The 18659-nt window shown below is 30.7% G+C and carries 13 protein-coding genes; 11 read left to right on the forward strand and 2 right to left on the reverse strand.

The annotated features are described in order from the left end of the window. Positions 1–19: 19 nt before the first annotated feature. From ACX0KU_RS10680 to ACX0KU_RS10710, 7 genes are all read left to right on the forward strand, one after another. Positions 20–5317 carry a VWA domain-containing protein gene (locus tag ACX0KU_RS10680; protein ID WP_472989886.1) on the forward strand — a complete coding sequence of 1766 codons (5298 nt, stop codon included), beginning with the start codon at positions 20–22 and terminating at the stop codon, positions 5315–5317. An 83-nt stretch (positions 5318–5400) separates the two neighbouring features. Further along, the gene (locus tag ACX0KU_RS10685) at positions 5401–6147 is read left to right on the forward strand and encodes a prepilin peptidase (protein ID WP_472989887.1); all 747 of its coding nucleotides are present in this window, start codon (positions 5401–5403) and stop codon (positions 6145–6147) included. 201 nt (positions 6148–6348) lie between these two features. After that, positions 6349–7731 carry a DUF7305 domain-containing protein gene (locus ACX0KU_RS10690; RefSeq protein WP_472989888.1) on the forward strand — a complete coding sequence of 461 codons (1383 nt, stop codon included), beginning with the start codon at positions 6349–6351 and terminating at the stop codon, positions 7729–7731. A 76-nt stretch (positions 7732–7807) separates the two neighbouring features. Next, positions 7808–8155: a PulJ/GspJ family protein gene (locus ACX0KU_RS10695; protein WP_472989889.1), complete on the forward strand. Its 348-nt coding sequence runs from the start codon at positions 7808–7810 to the stop codon at positions 8153–8155. A 28-nt stretch (positions 8156–8183) separates the two neighbouring features. Then, the gene (locus ACX0KU_RS10700; RefSeq protein WP_472989890.1) at positions 8184–8699 is read left to right on the forward strand and encodes a PilW family protein; all 516 of its coding nucleotides are present in this window, start codon (positions 8184–8186) and stop codon (positions 8697–8699) included. A 109-nt stretch (positions 8700–8808) separates the two neighbouring features. Further along, on the forward strand, positions 8809–9513 hold the full coding sequence (locus ACX0KU_RS10705) for a FadR/GntR family transcriptional regulator (protein ID WP_472989891.1): 705 nt from the start codon (positions 8809–8811) through the stop codon (positions 9511–9513). A 442-nt stretch (positions 9514–9955) separates the two neighbouring features. Next, positions 9956–11611 (forward strand): L-lactate permease, encoded by a 1656-nt coding sequence (locus tag ACX0KU_RS10710; protein ID WP_472989892.1) that lies wholly within the window; start codon positions 9956–9958, stop codon positions 11609–11611. 151 nt (positions 11612–11762) lie between these two features. Here the strand turns inward: ACX0KU_RS10710 and gltX are convergent, their stop codons facing one another. Next, entirely contained in the window at positions 11763–13235 is a 1473-nt protein-coding gene (gene gltX, locus ACX0KU_RS10715; RefSeq protein ID WP_472989893.1) for a glutamate--tRNA ligase, read from the reverse strand. Between the two features lie 259 nt (positions 13236–13494). Between gltX and ACX0KU_RS10720 the strand changes: the two genes are divergently transcribed. The 3 genes from ACX0KU_RS10720 to ACX0KU_RS10730 all read left to right on the forward strand — a co-directional run bounded on the left by ACX0KU_RS10720 (position 13495) and on the right by ACX0KU_RS10730 (position 16201). Continuing rightward, on the forward strand, positions 13495–14784 hold the full coding sequence (locus ACX0KU_RS10720; RefSeq protein ID WP_472989894.1) for a M48 family metallopeptidase: 1290 nt from the start codon (positions 13495–13497) through the stop codon (positions 14782–14784). Positions 14785–14909: 125 nt separating this feature from the next. Further along, positions 14910–15605, forward strand: a complete 696-nt coding sequence (locus ACX0KU_RS10725) for a phosphatase PAP2 family protein (protein WP_472989895.1) — start codon at positions 14910–14912, stop codon at positions 15603–15605. A 119-nt stretch (positions 15606–15724) separates the two neighbouring features. Beyond that, positions 15725–16201, forward strand: a complete 477-nt coding sequence (locus ACX0KU_RS10730) for a hypothetical protein (protein WP_472989896.1) — start codon at positions 15725–15727, stop codon at positions 16199–16201. A 93-nt stretch (positions 16202–16294) separates the two neighbouring features. On the opposite strand, the gene ACX0KU_RS10735 is transcribed toward ACX0KU_RS10730, so the two are convergent. Continuing rightward, the gene (locus ACX0KU_RS10735) at positions 16295–17167 is read right to left on the reverse strand and encodes a L,D-transpeptidase family protein (protein WP_472989898.1); all 873 of its coding nucleotides are present in this window, start codon (positions 17165–17167) and stop codon (positions 16295–16297) included. Positions 17168–17428: 261 nt separating this feature from the next. Between ACX0KU_RS10735 and ACX0KU_RS10740 the strand changes: the two genes are divergently transcribed. Further along, positions 17429–18643: a YgeY family selenium metabolism-linked hydrolase gene (locus tag ACX0KU_RS10740; protein WP_472989899.1), complete on the forward strand. Its 1215-nt coding sequence runs from the start codon at positions 17429–17431 to the stop codon at positions 18641–18643. Positions 18644–18659: the final 16 nt, after the last annotated feature.

The following is an 18659-nucleotide window of genomic DNA, read 5'->3' on the forward strand; positions in this document are numbered from 1 at the left end:
AGTAAAGGGGGGAGTTATTTTGAAAAGAAATAAACTAAAATTTACAAGCATTTTTATGATATTAAGCGTAATATTTAACTTATTCACTTATATTCCTGCTTATGCCAGTACTGGATTTATAAGTGGAACTATATGGTATGATGCAAATGGCAATGGAAAATGGGAGTTAGGAAATAAGCATGAGTACCGTATTCCAGGTGTAAAAGTAGAGTTATTTAATGCTAATGATATGATTAATCCCGTTAAATCTGCAACAACCTCTCCTACTGGACAATATTATTTTAGTGAACTTATGACATCTAACTACAAAATAAAAATAAGATTACCAAATGGTTATGAGTTTACGAATCTGGGTAGCGGAAATGGCAATGGTGTCAATCCACGGTTAACTAAGATAGATCCTAAAGTTGGTATAACAGAAATAATTCAGCCTACTAAGACAGATGTAAATATAGGACTAATAAAAGGGGTAGGAACAATAGATACCACAGAAAATGTAATACAAGGAGACTTGCTAGATATAAATAGAAATTTAAATATTGAGAGTGCTAAAAAGGGAGATACCTTTGATGCTAAATATACAATAACACCTAAGCCTATTTTAGTTCAGAAGAATACAACTGAAAAAGATATTGTACTTGTAATAGATACATCTACTAGCATGGACTACATTTTAAGTCTAAATAGGAAGCCATATTTTCAGAATGAAAAATCTAGACTTCAAATAATAAAAAGTGTTGCAAGTAATTTTGTTAACAAGTTTAAAGGAGATAGCAAAGTGAATATTGCTTTAGTTGATTATAATAAGACTGCCAAAGTAAACACTAATTTACTGAATGTTGGAAATTATAGTAATGCAAATACAATTACTTCTGCTATTAGTAATTTAAGAACAGATAGTAATACAAATATAGGAGATGGACTAAGAGTAGCTTACTATTTATTAAATGAGGATAATGGACATGAAAAGTATATTGTTTTAATGACAGACGGATATGCCAACACTTATTCAATTAATAATGACAAAAGCTATTACATGTCCTCAGGAACTAATGTAAAATATGACTGTAAAAGTAATACAGATCCTAAGGGCCTTGAATATGCAAAGAAAGTTGCTAGTGAAAAAATAGCTTCTTTAGAAATTAAATCTTTTATTGTAGGTTTTGGTAGTGAGGCAAACTATAATAATAAACAAATAGCTGAAGCAGCAGATGGAGTTTATCAACAAGCTGTAAGTGAGACCGCTGTAAGTAATGTATATGACCAGATTCAAAAGAAAATTCAATCAACAGTTTATGGAACAGGATTAATTGAAGAGACTTTTAATGGAAATTTAGAGGTGGCTAATTTACCATCAGGTTTTAGTGTAAATAGTAATACATTAGTGGGTAATTTTCCAATAGAATACACTTTAAACGGAAGTAAGACTCAGTATGAAGCAAGACCCATTACAGTAACAGTAAAATATAGAGTTAAAGAGAATGTAATAAGTATTTTAGGGTCAGGAGGAAATTCTTCCTTTGGAAAAGTTACTGTATTAAATAACACTCAAATAAAATATTTACCAGAAAAAACTGTACAACCAATAAATCAAAATGGAGATTATCTAGATGTTCATAGAAGTATTAGTGATGATAGTGTTAGGGTTGGAGAATCATTTACTGCAAATTATACTATGACACCAAAGGCTATGCCAGTTGTAAAGGATAATACTCAAAAGAATATAGTGCTGGTTATAGATACTTCGAGAAGTATGACATGGGTTACAAATGCAAATAGAGAGCCATATTTGGGTGAAAAGTCTAGACTTAGTATAGTTAAGAATGTTGCTACTAACTTTATTGATAAGTTTAAAAGTTCTAATAATATAAAAATTGGAATTGTAGAGTATTTTGATTATGGAGTTAAAGTTAGTGACATTTTACCAGCAGCATCAAACATTGATACATTAAATAATAAAATTGATAGCCTTAGAGCTGGTGGAGGGACTAATATAGGAGATGGAATTAGAACTGCAAAGGCTATGTTAGATAAAGATACATCTACAAAAGACAAATATATAATTCTGATGACAGACGGAGTACCAACTGCGTATAGTAGAGATAAAAATGGTATATTTAAGAATAAGATGTATCAAGATGATTATTTGGGTTCAACAATAAATACTAATTATATTAATTATAGTGAAAAATATGACGGATATAACTTTTCGGATTATATAGCATATCAAGGAAATCAAAATGGTACTGATGTTCATTCATTAGACTATGCAAAATATGTAGTAAGTAATATGTTGAAAGATGACGATAAGATTAAAAGTTTTACAATGATAGGCTTTGGATCAGGAGCTGATGGAAATAACGCAGAAATTGTAGATGTTGCTGGTGGTTATTACGACAGTAATAATAGCTTTATAAAAAAGGGAAAATATTATTCTGCAAATGACACTCAAACGCTACAAAGTTTGTACGATGGATTTGCAAATAGTATTTTATCAAAAATTCATGGAACAATAGATTTTCAGGAAACCTTTAATGAAAACTTAGAAGTGCAAAATCCATCTTCACTTCCCTATGGTTTAAAAGTTGAAGGAAATAAAGTTATAGGCAAAGTTGATATTGAATACAATTTAAATGCAGCTAAAACAGAATTTGTAGCAAGTCCTATAAATTTCTCCATAAGCTACAAGGCTAAAGACTATGGTGATGGTATATTAGGAGGGACAACAAATTCATCCTTTGCAAAGATGTCTGTATCTGGTTATGAGGAAACTAAATATTTTGATAAAAGAATTATAGAATTAAAGGATAGTACACCTCCAACAACTCCAAGTATAACTGCTAATACAGCATGGTCAAAGGAGCCAGTTCAAGTTACTATAACTCCAGGAAATGATTCAGAGTCAGGAGTAAATAGAACTGAATATAAATTAACTGGATTAGCAGAACAAGACTGGACAACGTATAGTGAACCATTCCATGTAAATAGTGAAGGAGAAACTACTATTAGTGCAAGGACTATTGATAATCAGGAGAACATTTCACAACTTTCAAAGAAGATAGTTAAGATAGATATGACTCCTCCAACAAGCCCGAGCATAACTTGGGATGCAGCTAATCATAAAGTAACTATAGTTCCAGGAACTGACCTGCTCTCAGGAGTAGAGAAAACTCAGTATAGTATAGTAGAAAATGGAAGTACTAGTACAGAGTGGACACCGTATAATGCACAATTTACAGTATCAAATACAAATAATGTTGTAATTAAAGCAAGAACTGTAGATAATGCAGAAAATATATCAGATGTTTCTGAAAAAGAGCTTGATAGTAATAAACCAGAGGTTAATATAAAGATTCGTGATGCTTCTGGAATTAGAGATGAATATAATATAACTAATGAAGATACTTTTCTAAGAGTAAATAAATTACTAGATCCTGAAATTAAACTTCAAGGGGAAGCTTATGTTGATATAAATCTTAAGAGTGAAGGAACAGATGACTTACTACAGTATAAGATTATAAAATACAATGGTGAACCAAGTAGTTTAAATGTAAATGATATTACAGGATGGAGCAATTTAGATTTACAACAACAAAATGGAGTCAATAATGATGTTGTAACAGATAAGCAAGGATATTTAAATTGGAGAGGGTATGATGTTAATCATATGCCAACTCTAACAGATACTACTAATTGGAGTGATCTAGAGCAGGTGTTTAAATATCCATATGCAGCAACGGCGTATAAGGCAGCCAACACTTCAAGTAATTCTACACAGTATGGTCAATGGGAGAGTATAGTTCCTTATACTGTTAAAAATCTAAATAACCAAACCATAACAGTTAATCAAAGGTGGATTACTAACTCAATATTTTTACAGAATATGAACATTGGTGGAAATTATAAAGAGGCTTCTAAATTCTGGGGATATATAAAAGTACCAAGTGATGGAAATTACTCCTTTGGTGCCTACTCAGATGATGGTTGTAGAGGATATATAACTATAGATGGAGTATCAAATAGTTTTGTGGATATGTTTAAACCTCAAGGATCAACATGGGGAACAACTAATAAAGTATTTAATTTAAAAGCTGACAAATACTATCCAATTTATTTAGAATATTTTAATTGGGGTGGTTGGGCAGATTTTAGACTACAATACAGTAATAATAGTTCAACTAGGATAGATATACCGTCATCCTGGTTCTACCCATCAAAAAATCTTACCCCAGGGGAATATGGTACTACTCTATTTGCAGGTAGTGCTGGAGTTAAAATTCCAACTGAAGCTGGTAGATACTATGTTGTTTATAGAACTGGAGAGAAGGATTCTAGCGGAAATATACAAAATGTAAGTAGAGAAGGTATATATGGTTCCTTTGTAGTTGAACAAAAGGCTGAATTGACTTTAATTAGAGAACTTAATAGTACGGATTTAATTGTAGGCAATGAAGTTGAAATTAAAGCCACCATTACTCCACAACCTTTTAGTGTTTATTCAGTTTTTCAAGAAGGAAGTGCTAATATACCAGAAACTTACACTAGTACAGTAAGTAACTTTAGTTATGAAGATGTACTACCTAGTGGACTAATTCCATTAAAGAAGAATGATAGTACAGTAGTAAATGGACAGAAGATAAATATTAATCTTCAGGATAATATAACCTATACAAGAGTTGGAGATAACTATGTAGCCAATCCTATAGTTTTCTCAGTATATGCCAGAATAGATGAAAACAAAGAATACTTGTTAAGCGGTGAAGATGCTACTCTCACATATAAAGATATAGATGATGCACAAAGACAACTTCACTTTGATGATTTAAGCTTTGGAGCAGATGGAGATAGAAGTTCAATACTAAAGCAAGGCATATTTTTAAGAAACAATAGTAGTAGTAGTTATATTAAAAGTAAAGAAGATTTAAATAAAGATATTACAGTTGTACAAGGGTTTCCTATTACATTAGCAATGCTTGTAGAAGTAAACAACTCACAGTCATCAATAAAGATTAATATTGATGATCACTATAAAACAGGAAATATAGTATTTAAAAAGTATGAGCTTAAAGCTAATGAGGAAATAAATAATGCTGTGCCAGAAGATAGTGTAACAATAAATTCTGTTAAAAATACTAATATGATTTTAACAAATACTGATAGTTTTAAACTAAGTAAAGGAAAGAAATATCTTATAGTTTATACTATTGTTGCACAAGGACAGAAAGATCAGGTTATTAATATAAATTCATATATTAATAACTTAGGTGAAGCTAATTTATTAAAGTTAATTATTGAAAAAATGCCGAAGTTACAATAATATAATAAGTAATAGTAATCTATAACCCCAGAGATATATTTATCTTTGGGGTTATAAATTAATAGATTGATTGGAGAATTATAATGACATTGATAATTTTTACCCTAGGACTCCTAATAGGAAGTTTCCTAAACGTCTGCATATATAGAATACCAAGAGATGAATCAATTTCATATCCGCCTTCTCATTGTGCAAACTGTACAAACAGAATAAAAGCATATGATTTAATACCAGTTATAAGCTATATATTTTTGAGAGGGAAGTGTAGATATTGTGGAGAGAAGATATCAATAAAATATCCTTTAATAGAGTTTTTTACAGGGCTTATATTTGTAGGTTTGTATTACAAGTATGATATTAGTCTTGATTTAGTTAAATATCTAATACTAGCATCATATTTAATAGTTATAGGACTTATAGATTTAAACACCACAGATGTTTATCTTAAGACAACCCTTAGTGGATTTATAATTGGAGTACTATTTTTAATATTAAATCTATATAATGGTGAACCTATAGGTACTTATATAATAGCTGCAATAATAGGTGGAGGCTTTATAACCACAATTATTATATTAACAGGTGGTATGGGCTGGGGAGATGCAGAAATCTGTGCATTATGCGGAATTTATTTAGGAATTAGGCTTACCATACTAACTTTATTTCTATCAGTAATATTAGGTGGCATTATAGGAGTAACATTAATACTTACTAAAAAGAAAACAAGAAAAGATTATATTCCTTTTGGACCTTACATAACTATGGGAGCACTTATAAGTATTCTATGGGGAGAAAAAATTATAGCATGGTATCTTGTGGGGATAATTTAAAAAACAGACATTAAGTTTTACACTAATGTCTGTTTTTTTGTGTAACAAGAATGGTCCACAGTATGGTGATGATATATATAAGTAATCCATAGGTTATACTATTAATGTATAGTGAAAATTCATTTATCAAATTTCATAGAGAAAGGATACATAAAGAAAATGCATAAAAAAATTCTCAATAATCAAAAGGGTAGTGTTTTTATGATGGTCTTAATATCCTTGGCTATATTAGGGATTTTCTCTATTTCTGCAATTACCTTGTTTCGCGCTGATTTTAATCATGCCCAGCGTCAAGAAAATAAAATGCAGGCTTATTACTTGGCACGATCAGGAGCAGAAACCCTAGCGTCCTATCTGATTTATAATCCAGAGGGTCTTACTATAACTGAAAGACAGGTTTTGATTGATGACCTTCTTAATGGAAAAACAAGCACTCAAGTTAAAATAAAAGAAGATGAAGATAGAGAATTTCTAAAGGAAGGTAGCATTCAAATAAAAACCCAAAAAATAGGTAGTAATCTTGAGATTACTTCTATAGGAATTTACAAAGGCATTTCAGATAAGGTGACGGTTACTCTTGGAATTGAAAATATAAAAGGTAGGACAGTACCAATTATTGACACAGCTCTATTCACAGTGGGAAATGGGAATGAAGGAAATCCTGTAATTAAACTGGAGGGTAGTGTCAAAATAAAAGGCTCCATAGGGTCAAATACTACGGGAAAAAACTCTATACAATTAGCTTGGAGTACGGGTATTACAAACGGAACCCTATCAATCGGTCCAGGAGCTAATATAAATGAAGTCATTCAAACTAATCGTCCATCTCCTTTAGAGAATATACCTGAAGGTATTAATAATTTGGCATCTAGTAGGAACTATCCTATGCCAGTTTTTCCGAGTTTTCCTGAATACTTACCAGTACCTAACAATCCTAATTTTACAACACCTTGGATTCCAGGAGGATATTATTTGATTAATACAAATGGGAAATATAATACTATACAAGCCACTAGTGATCGTACTATAACCTTTGATTTGGGTGGTGGAGAGAGAATTATTAGAGTTAAGAACTTAGATATATCTCAAGGGAACATAGTGCTTAGAAATACGGGTGAAAATGGTAAACTAATCTTTTACGTAGAGAATAGTTTTAAGCTCAGTGGTAGCAGCAATATCAATAAAGGTGGAGAATTTGAAAGAGTAATGGTTTATTATGCAGGATCTGAGGCTATTGATTTTGAAGGTAGTACCAGCTATGTTGGCAATATCTTTGTAAATACTGCTAACATTAAGATTGGAGGTAGTGGAGGTATAACAGGACATATTATAACCAATGGCACAAGTGTGGATATTTCTGGAGATGCCAGTGCTTATTCAAGGATATTTTATGCCCCAAACTCCTATGTAAATGTAAGTGGTAGCGGAAAAATAAAAGGGGCTTTGATAGCGAAATCCTTTTTTGCCAGTGGGGGAGGTATGAGCATAGAATTTGTTGAACCAGATATAGATACATTTCCAGGTGAGGTTTTTGGAGAAGATGCTTCAATAGAAGTAAAGTATATCAATAATCCATGGAAGTAGTTTTTAAACATTATAAATGACTATTGGTGATCTGTATTATTATGATATGAATCTTTGAAAGAAGGTAGAAGTCTATATGAAAAATGCACTAAGAAATCAGAAAGGACTTACTTTAATTGAGATATTGATTGGAATGGCCATTCTAGGCATTATCAGTATTTCTTTTATACCCGTGTTAACCTCATCATTTATTCAAATTTATCGGTCAGGTAGTAGAACTAAAGCTCAATATTCCAATCAAAGGATATTAGAAAAAATCTTAGCAGGAGAGAATATTGAAGAAGGTGTAACCAAATCAGGAAGGACATTGAGTATAAAGTTTGATGGATTAGCAGAGATAAATGTACCAGGCTGGATTATTGAAGTAGAAGAAAGTTATGATAATCATAGGAATACAACGGCGACAAAGGTTTTTAAGCCATAATAAATAGCTGTTCTTGGAGGGAATCAGATTGAAGCTAAATAATAAAGGAATTACCTTGATAGAATTATTGATTGTGATGGCCCTTATGGGGGTTATAGGTACAGTTGCATTTTCAATGTATTTATTTAGAAATAATATGTATTTAAAGGTGGATAAACAATACCAATTGCAGTCTGACCTCCGTTTATCCACTGATTATATTATTAAAGAAGTTAGAAATGCTTCTGAGCTTGAGATAGTAGAGGTACCTATCTCAACTTTTGTCCAAGGCTATCACTACATTTACATAGAGAATAAAAAGCTGATGTATTATTATAATGAGAATTCAGTAGCAAAAACAGAATCTGTTTTGCAAAATGATTTATTTAATCCTGCTTTTAAGAGATTAAAACTTAGCAATAATAAGAATATGTTATCTATAGGGTTTATTGGTGCTAAAGTAAGTCACAATTACAAAGTAGATACAGAGGTTCTTTTGAATAATATTAATGGATTAGACTTACAAGAAGGAAATGCAATTAAATATAAAAAGAATTATAATTAAGTAGTCATTTAAAGACAGTAATTGTATTGACCAATCTTTATAAATGATTATATAATAAGTAAAGTGTCGAAGTGTGGTTAGTTGCAGTATAGGAAAGGAGAAGGATAAAGTGTTTACTCCTATAAAAAACACAAAGGTATATGAGGATGTTATAGTTGAAATAAAAACTATGATACAGAATGGAATTCTAAAAAAAGGAGATAAGCTTCCTTCTGAGAGGGATTTATCTGAACAATTAGGTATAAGTAGAGCATCTATTAGAGAAGCAATAAAGTCTCTTCAGATAGTAGGGTTAATTGAATCTAGGCAAGGTGAAGGGAATTTTATAAGGGACTCTTTTCAAGATAACTTATTTGAGCCACTTTCTATTATGTTTATGTTAAATGAATGTAAGGTAAATGAAATATTTGAACTTAGAAAAGTTATGGAGATAGAAACAGCTGCACTGGCAGCAAAACAAATAACAGATGAAGAGTTAAATGACATATCAGATTTACTAGATAAAATGAGAGTGTCAGAAAATGAAGAAGAGAGAGTACGATATGATAAAATGTTTCATTATAAAATAGCTCAAGCATCTAGAAATTTTCTAATAGTTAATATATTAAATTCAATTTCTACGCTTATGGATTCTTTTATAAAGGACGCAAGAAAGATAATAATTAATAACAAACTTAAAGAGGCTACTGATTTTCAACATGAACAAATATGGAATGCCCTTAAAGAGCATAATCCAAATGAATCTGCAGAATATATGAGAAAGCATATGGAGTTAATAAATGAAAATTTAGTAGCAGCAACAAATAAGAATTAGTACTTTTGTTCTATTTTCATTGGAGTTAGTGAGTTCCTGAATATTAACATAATTTTGTTAATATTTAGGAACTCGTTTTATGTCAAAAAAAGATTGATAAAATTTTAACGTCGCTTCTCAAGCCAATGTAAAGGTTTAAATAAATTATAAAAGGACAATCCATCAGTGAAGCCATAAAATGGATATAATTGAAAAAAACTCATGTTAAATAAATAACAATTGTAGAAATTTTCAGAATATACTGGTAAACTACTGTTATAGGATTGTAAGATCAAAGTTGTAGCGAAAGCTAAAGTTTTAAAATTGGATTTATTCATAAATATTAATCTTACATATGTCCTATTTATTAATCCAAAGGGGGGGATTATAAAATTTTATGTAAAGGTTTAAATAGTCCTTATTTTCTGTTTTATCATGAAAAATTTTGAGGGGGAGTAAAATAATGTTAGCACTAATAGCCTTAATACCTATATTAATTGTTGGAACATTAATGATAGCTTTAAACTGGCCATCTACAAAAGCAATGCCAGTAGGTTTCGTAGCAGCAGCAATAGTAGCAGCATCATTTTGGAAAATGCCAGGTAAATGGATAGCAGCAGCTACTATAAGTGGAGCTATAAACACTGTAGATATAATATTCATAGTATTTGGAGCATTACTAATACTTCAAATTATGAAAGTAAGTGGAGGCGTAGATGGTATAGCAAATTCTATGGCATCTGTTTCCAAAGATAGAAGAGTACAAGTTATCTTAATAGGATTCTTAATGGGTGCATTCTTTGAAGGTGCAGCTGGATTCGGTACACCTGCTGCGGTAGCAGCTCCACTATTAGTTGGTTTAGGATTCCCACCATTAGTAGCAGCAATGGTTGCATTAATAGGTAACAGTGCTCCAGTTTCATTCGGTGCTGTTGGAACTCCTATCGTTGGAGGATTTTCAAACTTAGAAAACCTGTTAGCTCCAGCCGGATATACTGGAGATCTTACAAAGTTCTTATTTGAAATAGGTGGATTTGCAGGGTTACTACATTTCGCAGTAGGTACATTTATTCCACTTGCGATGGTTTGTACTATGACATTACTAGTTGATAAGAGTATTAAAAAGGGATTAGAAGTATTACCGTTAGCTTTATTTGGAGGACTAATATTTACAATTCCAGAAGTATTAATATCAAATTTCGTAGGACCTGAACTTCCAGCATTATTAGGAGCATTAATAGCTATCCCAATATTTGTAACTGCTGTTAGAAAAGGAATGTTTATTCCTAAAGACAATTGGGATTTCAAACCTCATGATCAATGGGAAGAAGACTGGGAAGGTTCAGTTAAAGCAGGAAGTACTAGACCAGCTGATGCTAAACAACTTAGTGCAGGAAAAGCATGGGCACCATATATATTAGTAGGTATATTATTATTAATCGGACGTTTAAAATGGTTAGGAGTTACCCCATTACTTAAAGCTTGGAGCATAGGTTGGACTAACATCCTTGGAACATCAATAAGCAGAAGTATCACACCTTTATATAACCCAGGAATTATTCCATTCATGCTAGTTGCATTACTTATTCCAATTATGCATGGATTAGATGGAAAAGAAGCTCGTCAAGCTTGGATTGACACAAGTAAACAAATAAAATCAGCAGCTATAGCATTATTCTTTGCTTTAGGTATGACTTATATCATGATGAATTCTGGAGCAGCTTTAAAGACAGATGGAATGCTTATAGTTATAGCTAAAACTGCAGCTTCATTAGTTGGAGTTGGCTGGTATGTAGTTGCTCCGATAGTTGGTGTACTAGGTGCATTCGTATCTGGAAGTAACACAGTATCAGACATCATGTTTGGTGGACTTCAATTTGGCGCAGCTCAACAAGTTGGAATACCAGTAATATCTACACTAGCTTTACAAGCAATAGGTGGAGCAGCTGGAAACATGATATGCGTTCACAACGTGGTTTCTGTTTTAACTACAGTTGGACTTGTAGGTAAAGAAGGTAAAGTAATCAAAAACAATATGAAGATTTGTATAACTTACGCAGTAGCGTGTGGATTAGTAGCTATGATACTTGTTAAGACGTTTAAGGCAGGTTTATTCTAAAATAATACAAAATGACTTTCAAATCTTAAGAATATAAAAAGACTTCTAGGTTCAGGGGGAGTAGTTACTCCTCTTGAAACTTAGAAGTCTTTTATAACTATATATTAACTTAAGAAATAAAAGCTTAGGGTGCAGATACACCCTAAGCTTTCTAAAGGTTTTTAAGCTTTTCTATTCCGATTATAATTCTTTTTAAAGATTCTTCTTTTCCAAGAATTTCTGCAAGTTCAAAAGCTCCCCCTGGAGAAGAAGGTTGACCTGATAGAGCAGTTCTTAATGGCCATAAAACAATTCCATTTTTAACTTCCATTTCTGCAATTAAAGCAAAAATAGTGTCATGAAGTGAATTGAATGTCCAATCTTCTAAGGTTTCAAGAACAGGTAAGGCCCTTTCAAGAGTCACTAAAGAATTTTCAGAGTTAGTTTTCATTTTTTTATGAGTATATAATTCTATATCATACTCTGGTAGTTCTTTAAAGAAGCCTAGAAAACTTGGAATGTCAGTTAAAACTTCAGTTCGTGATTGTAAAAGTTCACTAATCTTTATAAGTTGTAGTCTTACAAGCTCTTCTTTATTAAATACATCTTCGTAGTATGGCATTGCAAGAGCATGGAATGCCTCAGGTGATAGTTTTTTAATATATTCGCTATTCATCCATTTTAATTTCACGGTATCAAATATTGATGGTGCTTTATGGATATTTCTATAATTAAATTGTTCAACAAGTTCCTCTAATGAGAAAATTTCTTGTTCTGTTCCTGGGTTCCATCCAAGAAGAGCAATGAAGTTTACTACTGCTTCTTTAAGATATCCTTTTTGGAGTAAATCTTGGAAAGAAGCATCTCCATTTCTTTTACTTAATTTATTGTGAGCATCTTTCATTATTGGAGGACAGTGTACATATGTTGGAATATCCCATCCAAAAGCATTATATAATCGATTGTACTTTGGGGCAGAAGATAAATATTCATTTCCTCTAACTACATGAGTAATTCCCATTAAGTGATCATCTATAACATTAGCAAAATTGTATGTTGGAAGACCATCAGATTTTATAAGTACCATATCTTCAAGTTCAGAGTTATCTACAGAAATTTCTCCGTAAATTTCATCTAAGAAAGTAGTTACTCCTTCAGTAAGATTTTTTTGTCTTATGACATAAGATATCCCAGAAGATAGTTTTGAATCTATTTCTGATCTAGAAAGATTTTTGCAAAATCCATCATATTTAAATACTTTTTGACTAGAGTCTTCAGAATTATCTTTTATAGAGTCAAGTCTTTCTTTATCACAGAAGCAATAATAGGCTTCATCTTTTGCTACTAATTCCTCTGCATATTGAAGATATGTTCCACGTCTTTCGCTTTGAACATAAGGACCTACAGGACCACCTACATCTGGGCCTTCGTCGTGTGCGAGTCCAGTCATCTCTAAAGTTTTAAATATAACATCTACAGCTCCTTCAACGTATCTATCTTGATCTGTATCTTCAATTCTTAATATAAACTTCCCATTATCATGTTTAGCTATTAAATAAGTATAAAGTGCTGTTCTAAGGTTACCAACGTGCATATACCCAGTTGGACTTGGGGCAAATCTTGTTCTAACTTCCTTCACTGACATATAGTTCACTCCTATGTATAAATTTAAATGCCTTTTATTATATTATAAAAGGCATCGAAAATCCTCTTTTAATCATATACTAAGGCATATTTGCTGTCAATATTAGGAGAAATATTAAAGCGTTTTTAACTTAAAGTATTTTATAAATTAACATTACAGATTTAATAATTTTTTTTAAATATAAGAGTATATTTAATAAGGAAGACTAAACTAAAAAGGTCAGGTTTAGGCATATAATTATAATGGGTGGTGGGATTTAATGAGACAAAAGATAGTTATAAATATTATTTTTGTTATAATAGTACTTTTATCTCTTCAATTAATAAGTTTTAATAGAAGAGCAGTTCTGGCTGAAGATATTTCTTCCAGAGTAGTTGAACAAAAGATAGAGAGTAGAGAAGAAATTGGGCAAAGGTTCTATGAGAATGATAGAATAGTAGAGGGGATTAAGGTGGTTCTTAGCCTAGGAGTACCTATAGTATTTTTAATTACAGGATTATCTTCAAAGCTTAGTAGATTTTCAAGAAAAATAGGAAAAAACTATATTTTAACTGTTGGAGTCTACGGTATAATATATAATTTAATTGACAGTGTTATAAACTTTCCACTAAGATTTTATAGGGGATATAAGCAAAGTCATAATTTTGGCTTTTCTCATCAACCTTTTCTATCCTGGTTAAAAAACTACCTCATTGATCTTGGATTAGGATCTATTATAATATTTTTAATTATAACTATAGTCTATTTAATAATTAAAAAGAGTCCCAAAAGATGGTGGTTATATACTGGGATAATTTCTATACCACTTACAATATTTATGTTTTTAGCACAACCAATCATTATAGATCCAATATTTAATGATTTTAAACCAATAGGAAATATACAAGTTGAACAAGAACTAAGAAAAGTTACAGAAAAAGCAGGTATAGAAAATTGCAATATTCTTAAGGTGGATAAGAGTAAAGAAACTTCAATGATAAATGCATATATGACAGGAATAGGAAATACTAAGAGGATAGTTTTATGGGACACTGCATTAGATAAGTTAAGTGTAAGAGAGCTGAGATTTGTAACGGCTCATGAAATAGGACATTATGTTCTTGGTCATGTAAAAAAAATGATGATAATAGAAATAATCGTTACTTTTATAATGTTATATTTAATATACTCTCTAGCTCCAATTATAATATATAAGTGTAGAAAAGTCTTTAAGTTTGATAAGTTAAGTGATGTAGCATCATTGCCATTAATAATTTTAATAATGAATATGTTTTTTTTAATAGCAACGCCAAGTTCAAATGCATATTCTTGCTATATAGAAAGGCAAGCTGATGCTTTTGCTATAGAACTTACAAAAGATAATGATGCTGCAATTTCAGCTTTTGAAAAATTATCAGAAAATGGTATTGTGATTCCGAATCCAGATATAATTTATAAGATGTGGACCTATGATCATCCACCAGTAAAAGAGAGGATACAGTTTTTTAAAACTTATAGACCATGGTTACAAGGCAGAGAACTTATGTATGAAGAATACATAAAAGAATGATTATATAAGAAGGTTATTTATTCACTAATAGTAGTTAATTAATGACATTGAAGTAAAAACGTAGTATACTTACTTTGTTATAGGTAATAGGAAGATATATTTCATATACAAAGGAGAATGATATAATGTATTTTGTTAACGAAAGAGAAAGTAAAATTAATAATCTAACTTACTATATATATTTATTAGGATTTATGTCCTTATCATTAATAGGTCTGTTTATATTTAAGCTTAAAGATAGTTTTAACCCTAATGGTGGTCAGGTTGATAGAAATATAATTGAATATTTATTTAAGAGTAGACACGTATACATGGACAAATTTTTTGTGTTTATTAGTAGAAGTGGAGACACTTTATTTGCTATTACAGTTACTCTTATTATCATAATATTTTTTTATCATATAAGTAAGAAAAGAGAGGCATACTTTTATGCCACAAATATTCTAGCTATAGCAATTATAAGTCAGGGATTAAAATATATAGCAAAAAGACCAAGGCCAGAGGGAAAGTGGCTAGTAGATATAAGTGGATATACTCATGTTGGAGGATATAGTTTTCCAAGTGGACATTCTATGATATCTATGGCAGGAGCATTGATTCTAGTTTACTTTATTTTAGATCATTTTAGAAATAGAATATTAGCACATATATTAAGTATACTTGTATTTGCATATGCTATTTTAGTTGGAGTAAGTAGAGTATATGTTGGTGTGCACTATCCTAGCGATGTTTTAGGAGCGTGGGTAATTGCTTCAGTATGGGTATTAGTAACATTAATTATGTTTAGAAGAAAAAGAAAGTCAAATATAAGATACATATAATTTATATCATTTTAGAGACTTATAGTAAAAGCTATAAGTCTTTTATTTTATAATAAAAACGAAACCCCATTTTAAATTTATACATAATATGGTAAAATATGTTAATAAAGGATAGGGGGGTGAAAGATACGTCTGATAAATTAATAGTTATTAATGATTTAAGTCATTATAGAAAAATAACTAAAGAAAAAACAAAGATAGTAAGAGAAACCATTTTAAATGGACTAGGATATAGCATAATATTTCTTGGCTTAAGAGTAGCAGTTTCATATAATTTCGGAGGAGCTTTTTCAGTGATTTTTGAGAATAATGATTTTTTAATAAAGTATATGATGATAAGTTTTATATTACTCAGTTTTATTCTATCTTTCTTGATGAAATCTCCCAGTGGTATATTGATAGGATTTATAGCTACAATAATATCACCTTATTTTATTAGAAATATAATACTTCCAACACTATCTTTCGTTTATGTACCAGTTAGATTTATAAGTGAATTTATAGAAAGTTTGTTGCCAACTGTAAATATAGTGATTGTATGGGCAAGTCTTGGGTTTTTATTTGGGATTATAAAAAATTTAGTTAAAAACTCATAAGTCTAAGATTAAATTATGTTCATGACATTGGTGATTAGGAAATATGACTGTTAGGCCATCACTAATCACCGTCTTATAAATAGTTATTCATTGCTAACTAATGTATACTGATGTGCTTTCAGGTATGCTGTCATAAATATATTTTGCGTCAGATATGGAAAGTCTAATGCAGCCATGAGAGAGCTTTAATCCTAAGCGACCATCAGCAATTTCACCATTTCTATATAGTAGTACTGTGTGAAAGAGATAATTTCCACTTATTTGAGTATAATAGTCACACTTAAGTGATGGATTATCTTTTACAACAAAACTATTTCCTTTAATACCTACATTAAAAGTTCCTTTAATAGTTGGTGTAGAAGGTTTTCCTACTGTGCAAGCAATCTCTTTTAATAATTTCCATTGACGATTATATCCTTTAAAAATATATACTTTTGGATTATTTGTATTTACCCAGATATAGTATTGAGTAGGACTATTTGAAACCTTATTATTTATAAACTTTTCAGCTTTATTTGCTTTAGAATCTATATTATATATAACATCTTTTGGATTATAGATAGTTTCTTTTGTAGGAGACATATAAAGCTTTGAAATGGTTTCCTCATTTACAATTTCACTAAGAGCTATATTATTTCTATTTTGAAAGTCAAAGACAGCATTTAAAGTTTGTTGACCAAAGTTTCCGTCTAAAGTAAGGTTATATCCAAATTCATTTAGTTTATTTTGAAGAAGTAATACATTTTCTCCAAGAGATCCTAATTTTAGTATGTTAGGAGTAATCTTTTTAGGCTCACTCTTAGGTAATTCTATTTTAGAATCTATTTCTGTATCAATTTTAGATGATACAGTTTTATTATTCATATCATAATCTGTTTTATCTTTTGAACTTAAGTTATTTTCACAGGCTGTTAAAGAGAAGGTAATTATAAAGAGTAGAGTTATAGTTAAACTTTTTAATTTCATACGTCTCCCCCTAATATTCTTATACAAATGTATAAATTACCTTATCAATATATGAATAACTAAATAACTTGTTCCTTTATTACTAATATACATTCAAGATTAAGAGGAGTTATGAGTCAGTTAGGAAGTTGCACTATAATTTAAGAAGCTTTTTTTCAATTTGTTGGAATACATGACATGCTCCTTAATATAAATATATAATGATAAAATCTTTAAATATATCATTAATATATATGTAATAATAATAAAGGAGAAATGACAGTGGATGTAAAAACCTTAATAAAGGACAAGGCAGAAGAGTACAAAGATGATTTAATAAACTTTCTTATAGATTTAATTAAAATACGAAGTGTAAGTGGAGAAGAGGAAGAAGTAGCATTAAGAATTCAAAGTGAGATGGAAAAGGTAGGTTTTGATGAGGTATTTATAGACAAATTGGGAAATGTAATTGGAAGAATAGGTAGTGGGAAAACAATATTAGCTATGGACGCACATATTGATACTGCTGATGCTGGAGATACTGAATTGTGGCAGGTTAACCCTTTTGAGGCTACTATTGTAGATGACCGAATATATGGTAGAGGAACAGCAGGACAAAAGGGATCTATTGCAGCTATGATTTATGCAGGAAAGATTATCAAGGAGTTAGACCTTGAAGATGACTATACTCTCTACGTTACGGGAACCGTGTTAAAAGAAGAATGTGAGGGATTAGCTTGGAATTACATTATAAATGAAGATAATATATCACCAAACTTTGTAGTTATTGCTGATGCCACTAATTTAAACATAAATAGGGGAAATAGAGGAAGTGTTAATTTAGAAATTATTACTAAAGGATTATCTTGTGATGCAGGCTCACCACAAAGGGGAGTAAATGCTATATACAAGACTATCCCAATTATACAAGATATAGAAGAACAAAATAAGAACTTTAAAAGTGATGGATTCTTAGGAGAGCCATCCATTTCTGTAACTCATATTAATTATAATACTCCATCAAGAAGTTCAGTTCCAGATCAATGCACTATAGAAATCCAAAGAAGAACTATGGTAGGTGAAAGCACAAAAAAAATTTTAAAAGAGACGAAGGCTTTAAAGGGAGCAGAAAACTCTATGGTTAGAATAGTAGAATTTCAAAAGCCTAGTTATACAGGAATTGTATATCCTATAGATAAGTACTCACAAGCATGGCTTTTAGAAGAAGATAATATTCTTTTAAAAGCTGCATCTGAAGCATTTAAAAAAATGTTTAATAGAGACCCTAAAATAGATAAGTGGAGTATGGGTACAAATGGAAGTGTAACTATGGGAGTTTATAAAATACCAACTATTGGCTTCGGACCTGGGAATGAAATGTTTGTTCATGGACCAAGAGAACATGTTGAAATAGAAGATTTAATTAAGGCTTCTCAGTTTTATGCTATGTTTCCTAAGAGATTATCTAAATGGATAAATGTTGGAGGGAATAGTTAAAAAAGAATGCGGTAGA

The sequence above is a fragment of the Clostridium sp. X genome (assembly GCF_055755365.1).

What these genes read in the sequence shown, in the direction of transcription:
- ACX0KU_RS10685 (WP_472989887.1), top strand. Translation starts at nt 5,401, where the DNA reads ATGACATTGATAATTTTTACCCTAGGACTCCTAATAGGAAGTTTCCTA.
- ACX0KU_RS10690 (WP_472989888.1), top strand. Translation starts at nt 6,349, where the DNA reads ATGATGGTCTTAATATCCTTGGCTATATTAGGGATTTTCTCTATTTCT.
- ACX0KU_RS10695 (WP_472989889.1), top strand. Translation starts at nt 7,808, where the DNA reads ATGAAAAATGCACTAAGAAATCAGAAAGGACTTACTTTAATTGAGATA.
- ACX0KU_RS10710 (WP_472989892.1), top strand. Translation starts at nt 9,956, where the DNA reads ATGTTAGCACTAATAGCCTTAATACCTATATTAATTGTTGGAACATTA.
- gltX (WP_472989893.1), bottom strand. Translation starts at nt 13,235, where the DNA reads ATGTCAGTGAAGGAAGTTAGAACAAGATTTGCCCCAAGTCCAACTGGG.
- ACX0KU_RS10720 (WP_472989894.1), top strand. Translation starts at nt 13,495, where the DNA reads ATGAGACAAAAGATAGTTATAAATATTATTTTTGTTATAATAGTACTT.
- ACX0KU_RS10725 (WP_472989895.1), top strand. Translation starts at nt 14,910, where the DNA reads ATGTATTTTGTTAACGAAAGAGAAAGTAAAATTAATAATCTAACTTAC.
- ACX0KU_RS10735 (WP_472989898.1), bottom strand. Translation starts at nt 17,167, where the DNA reads ATGAAATTAAAAAGTTTAACTATAACTCTACTCTTTATAATTACCTTC.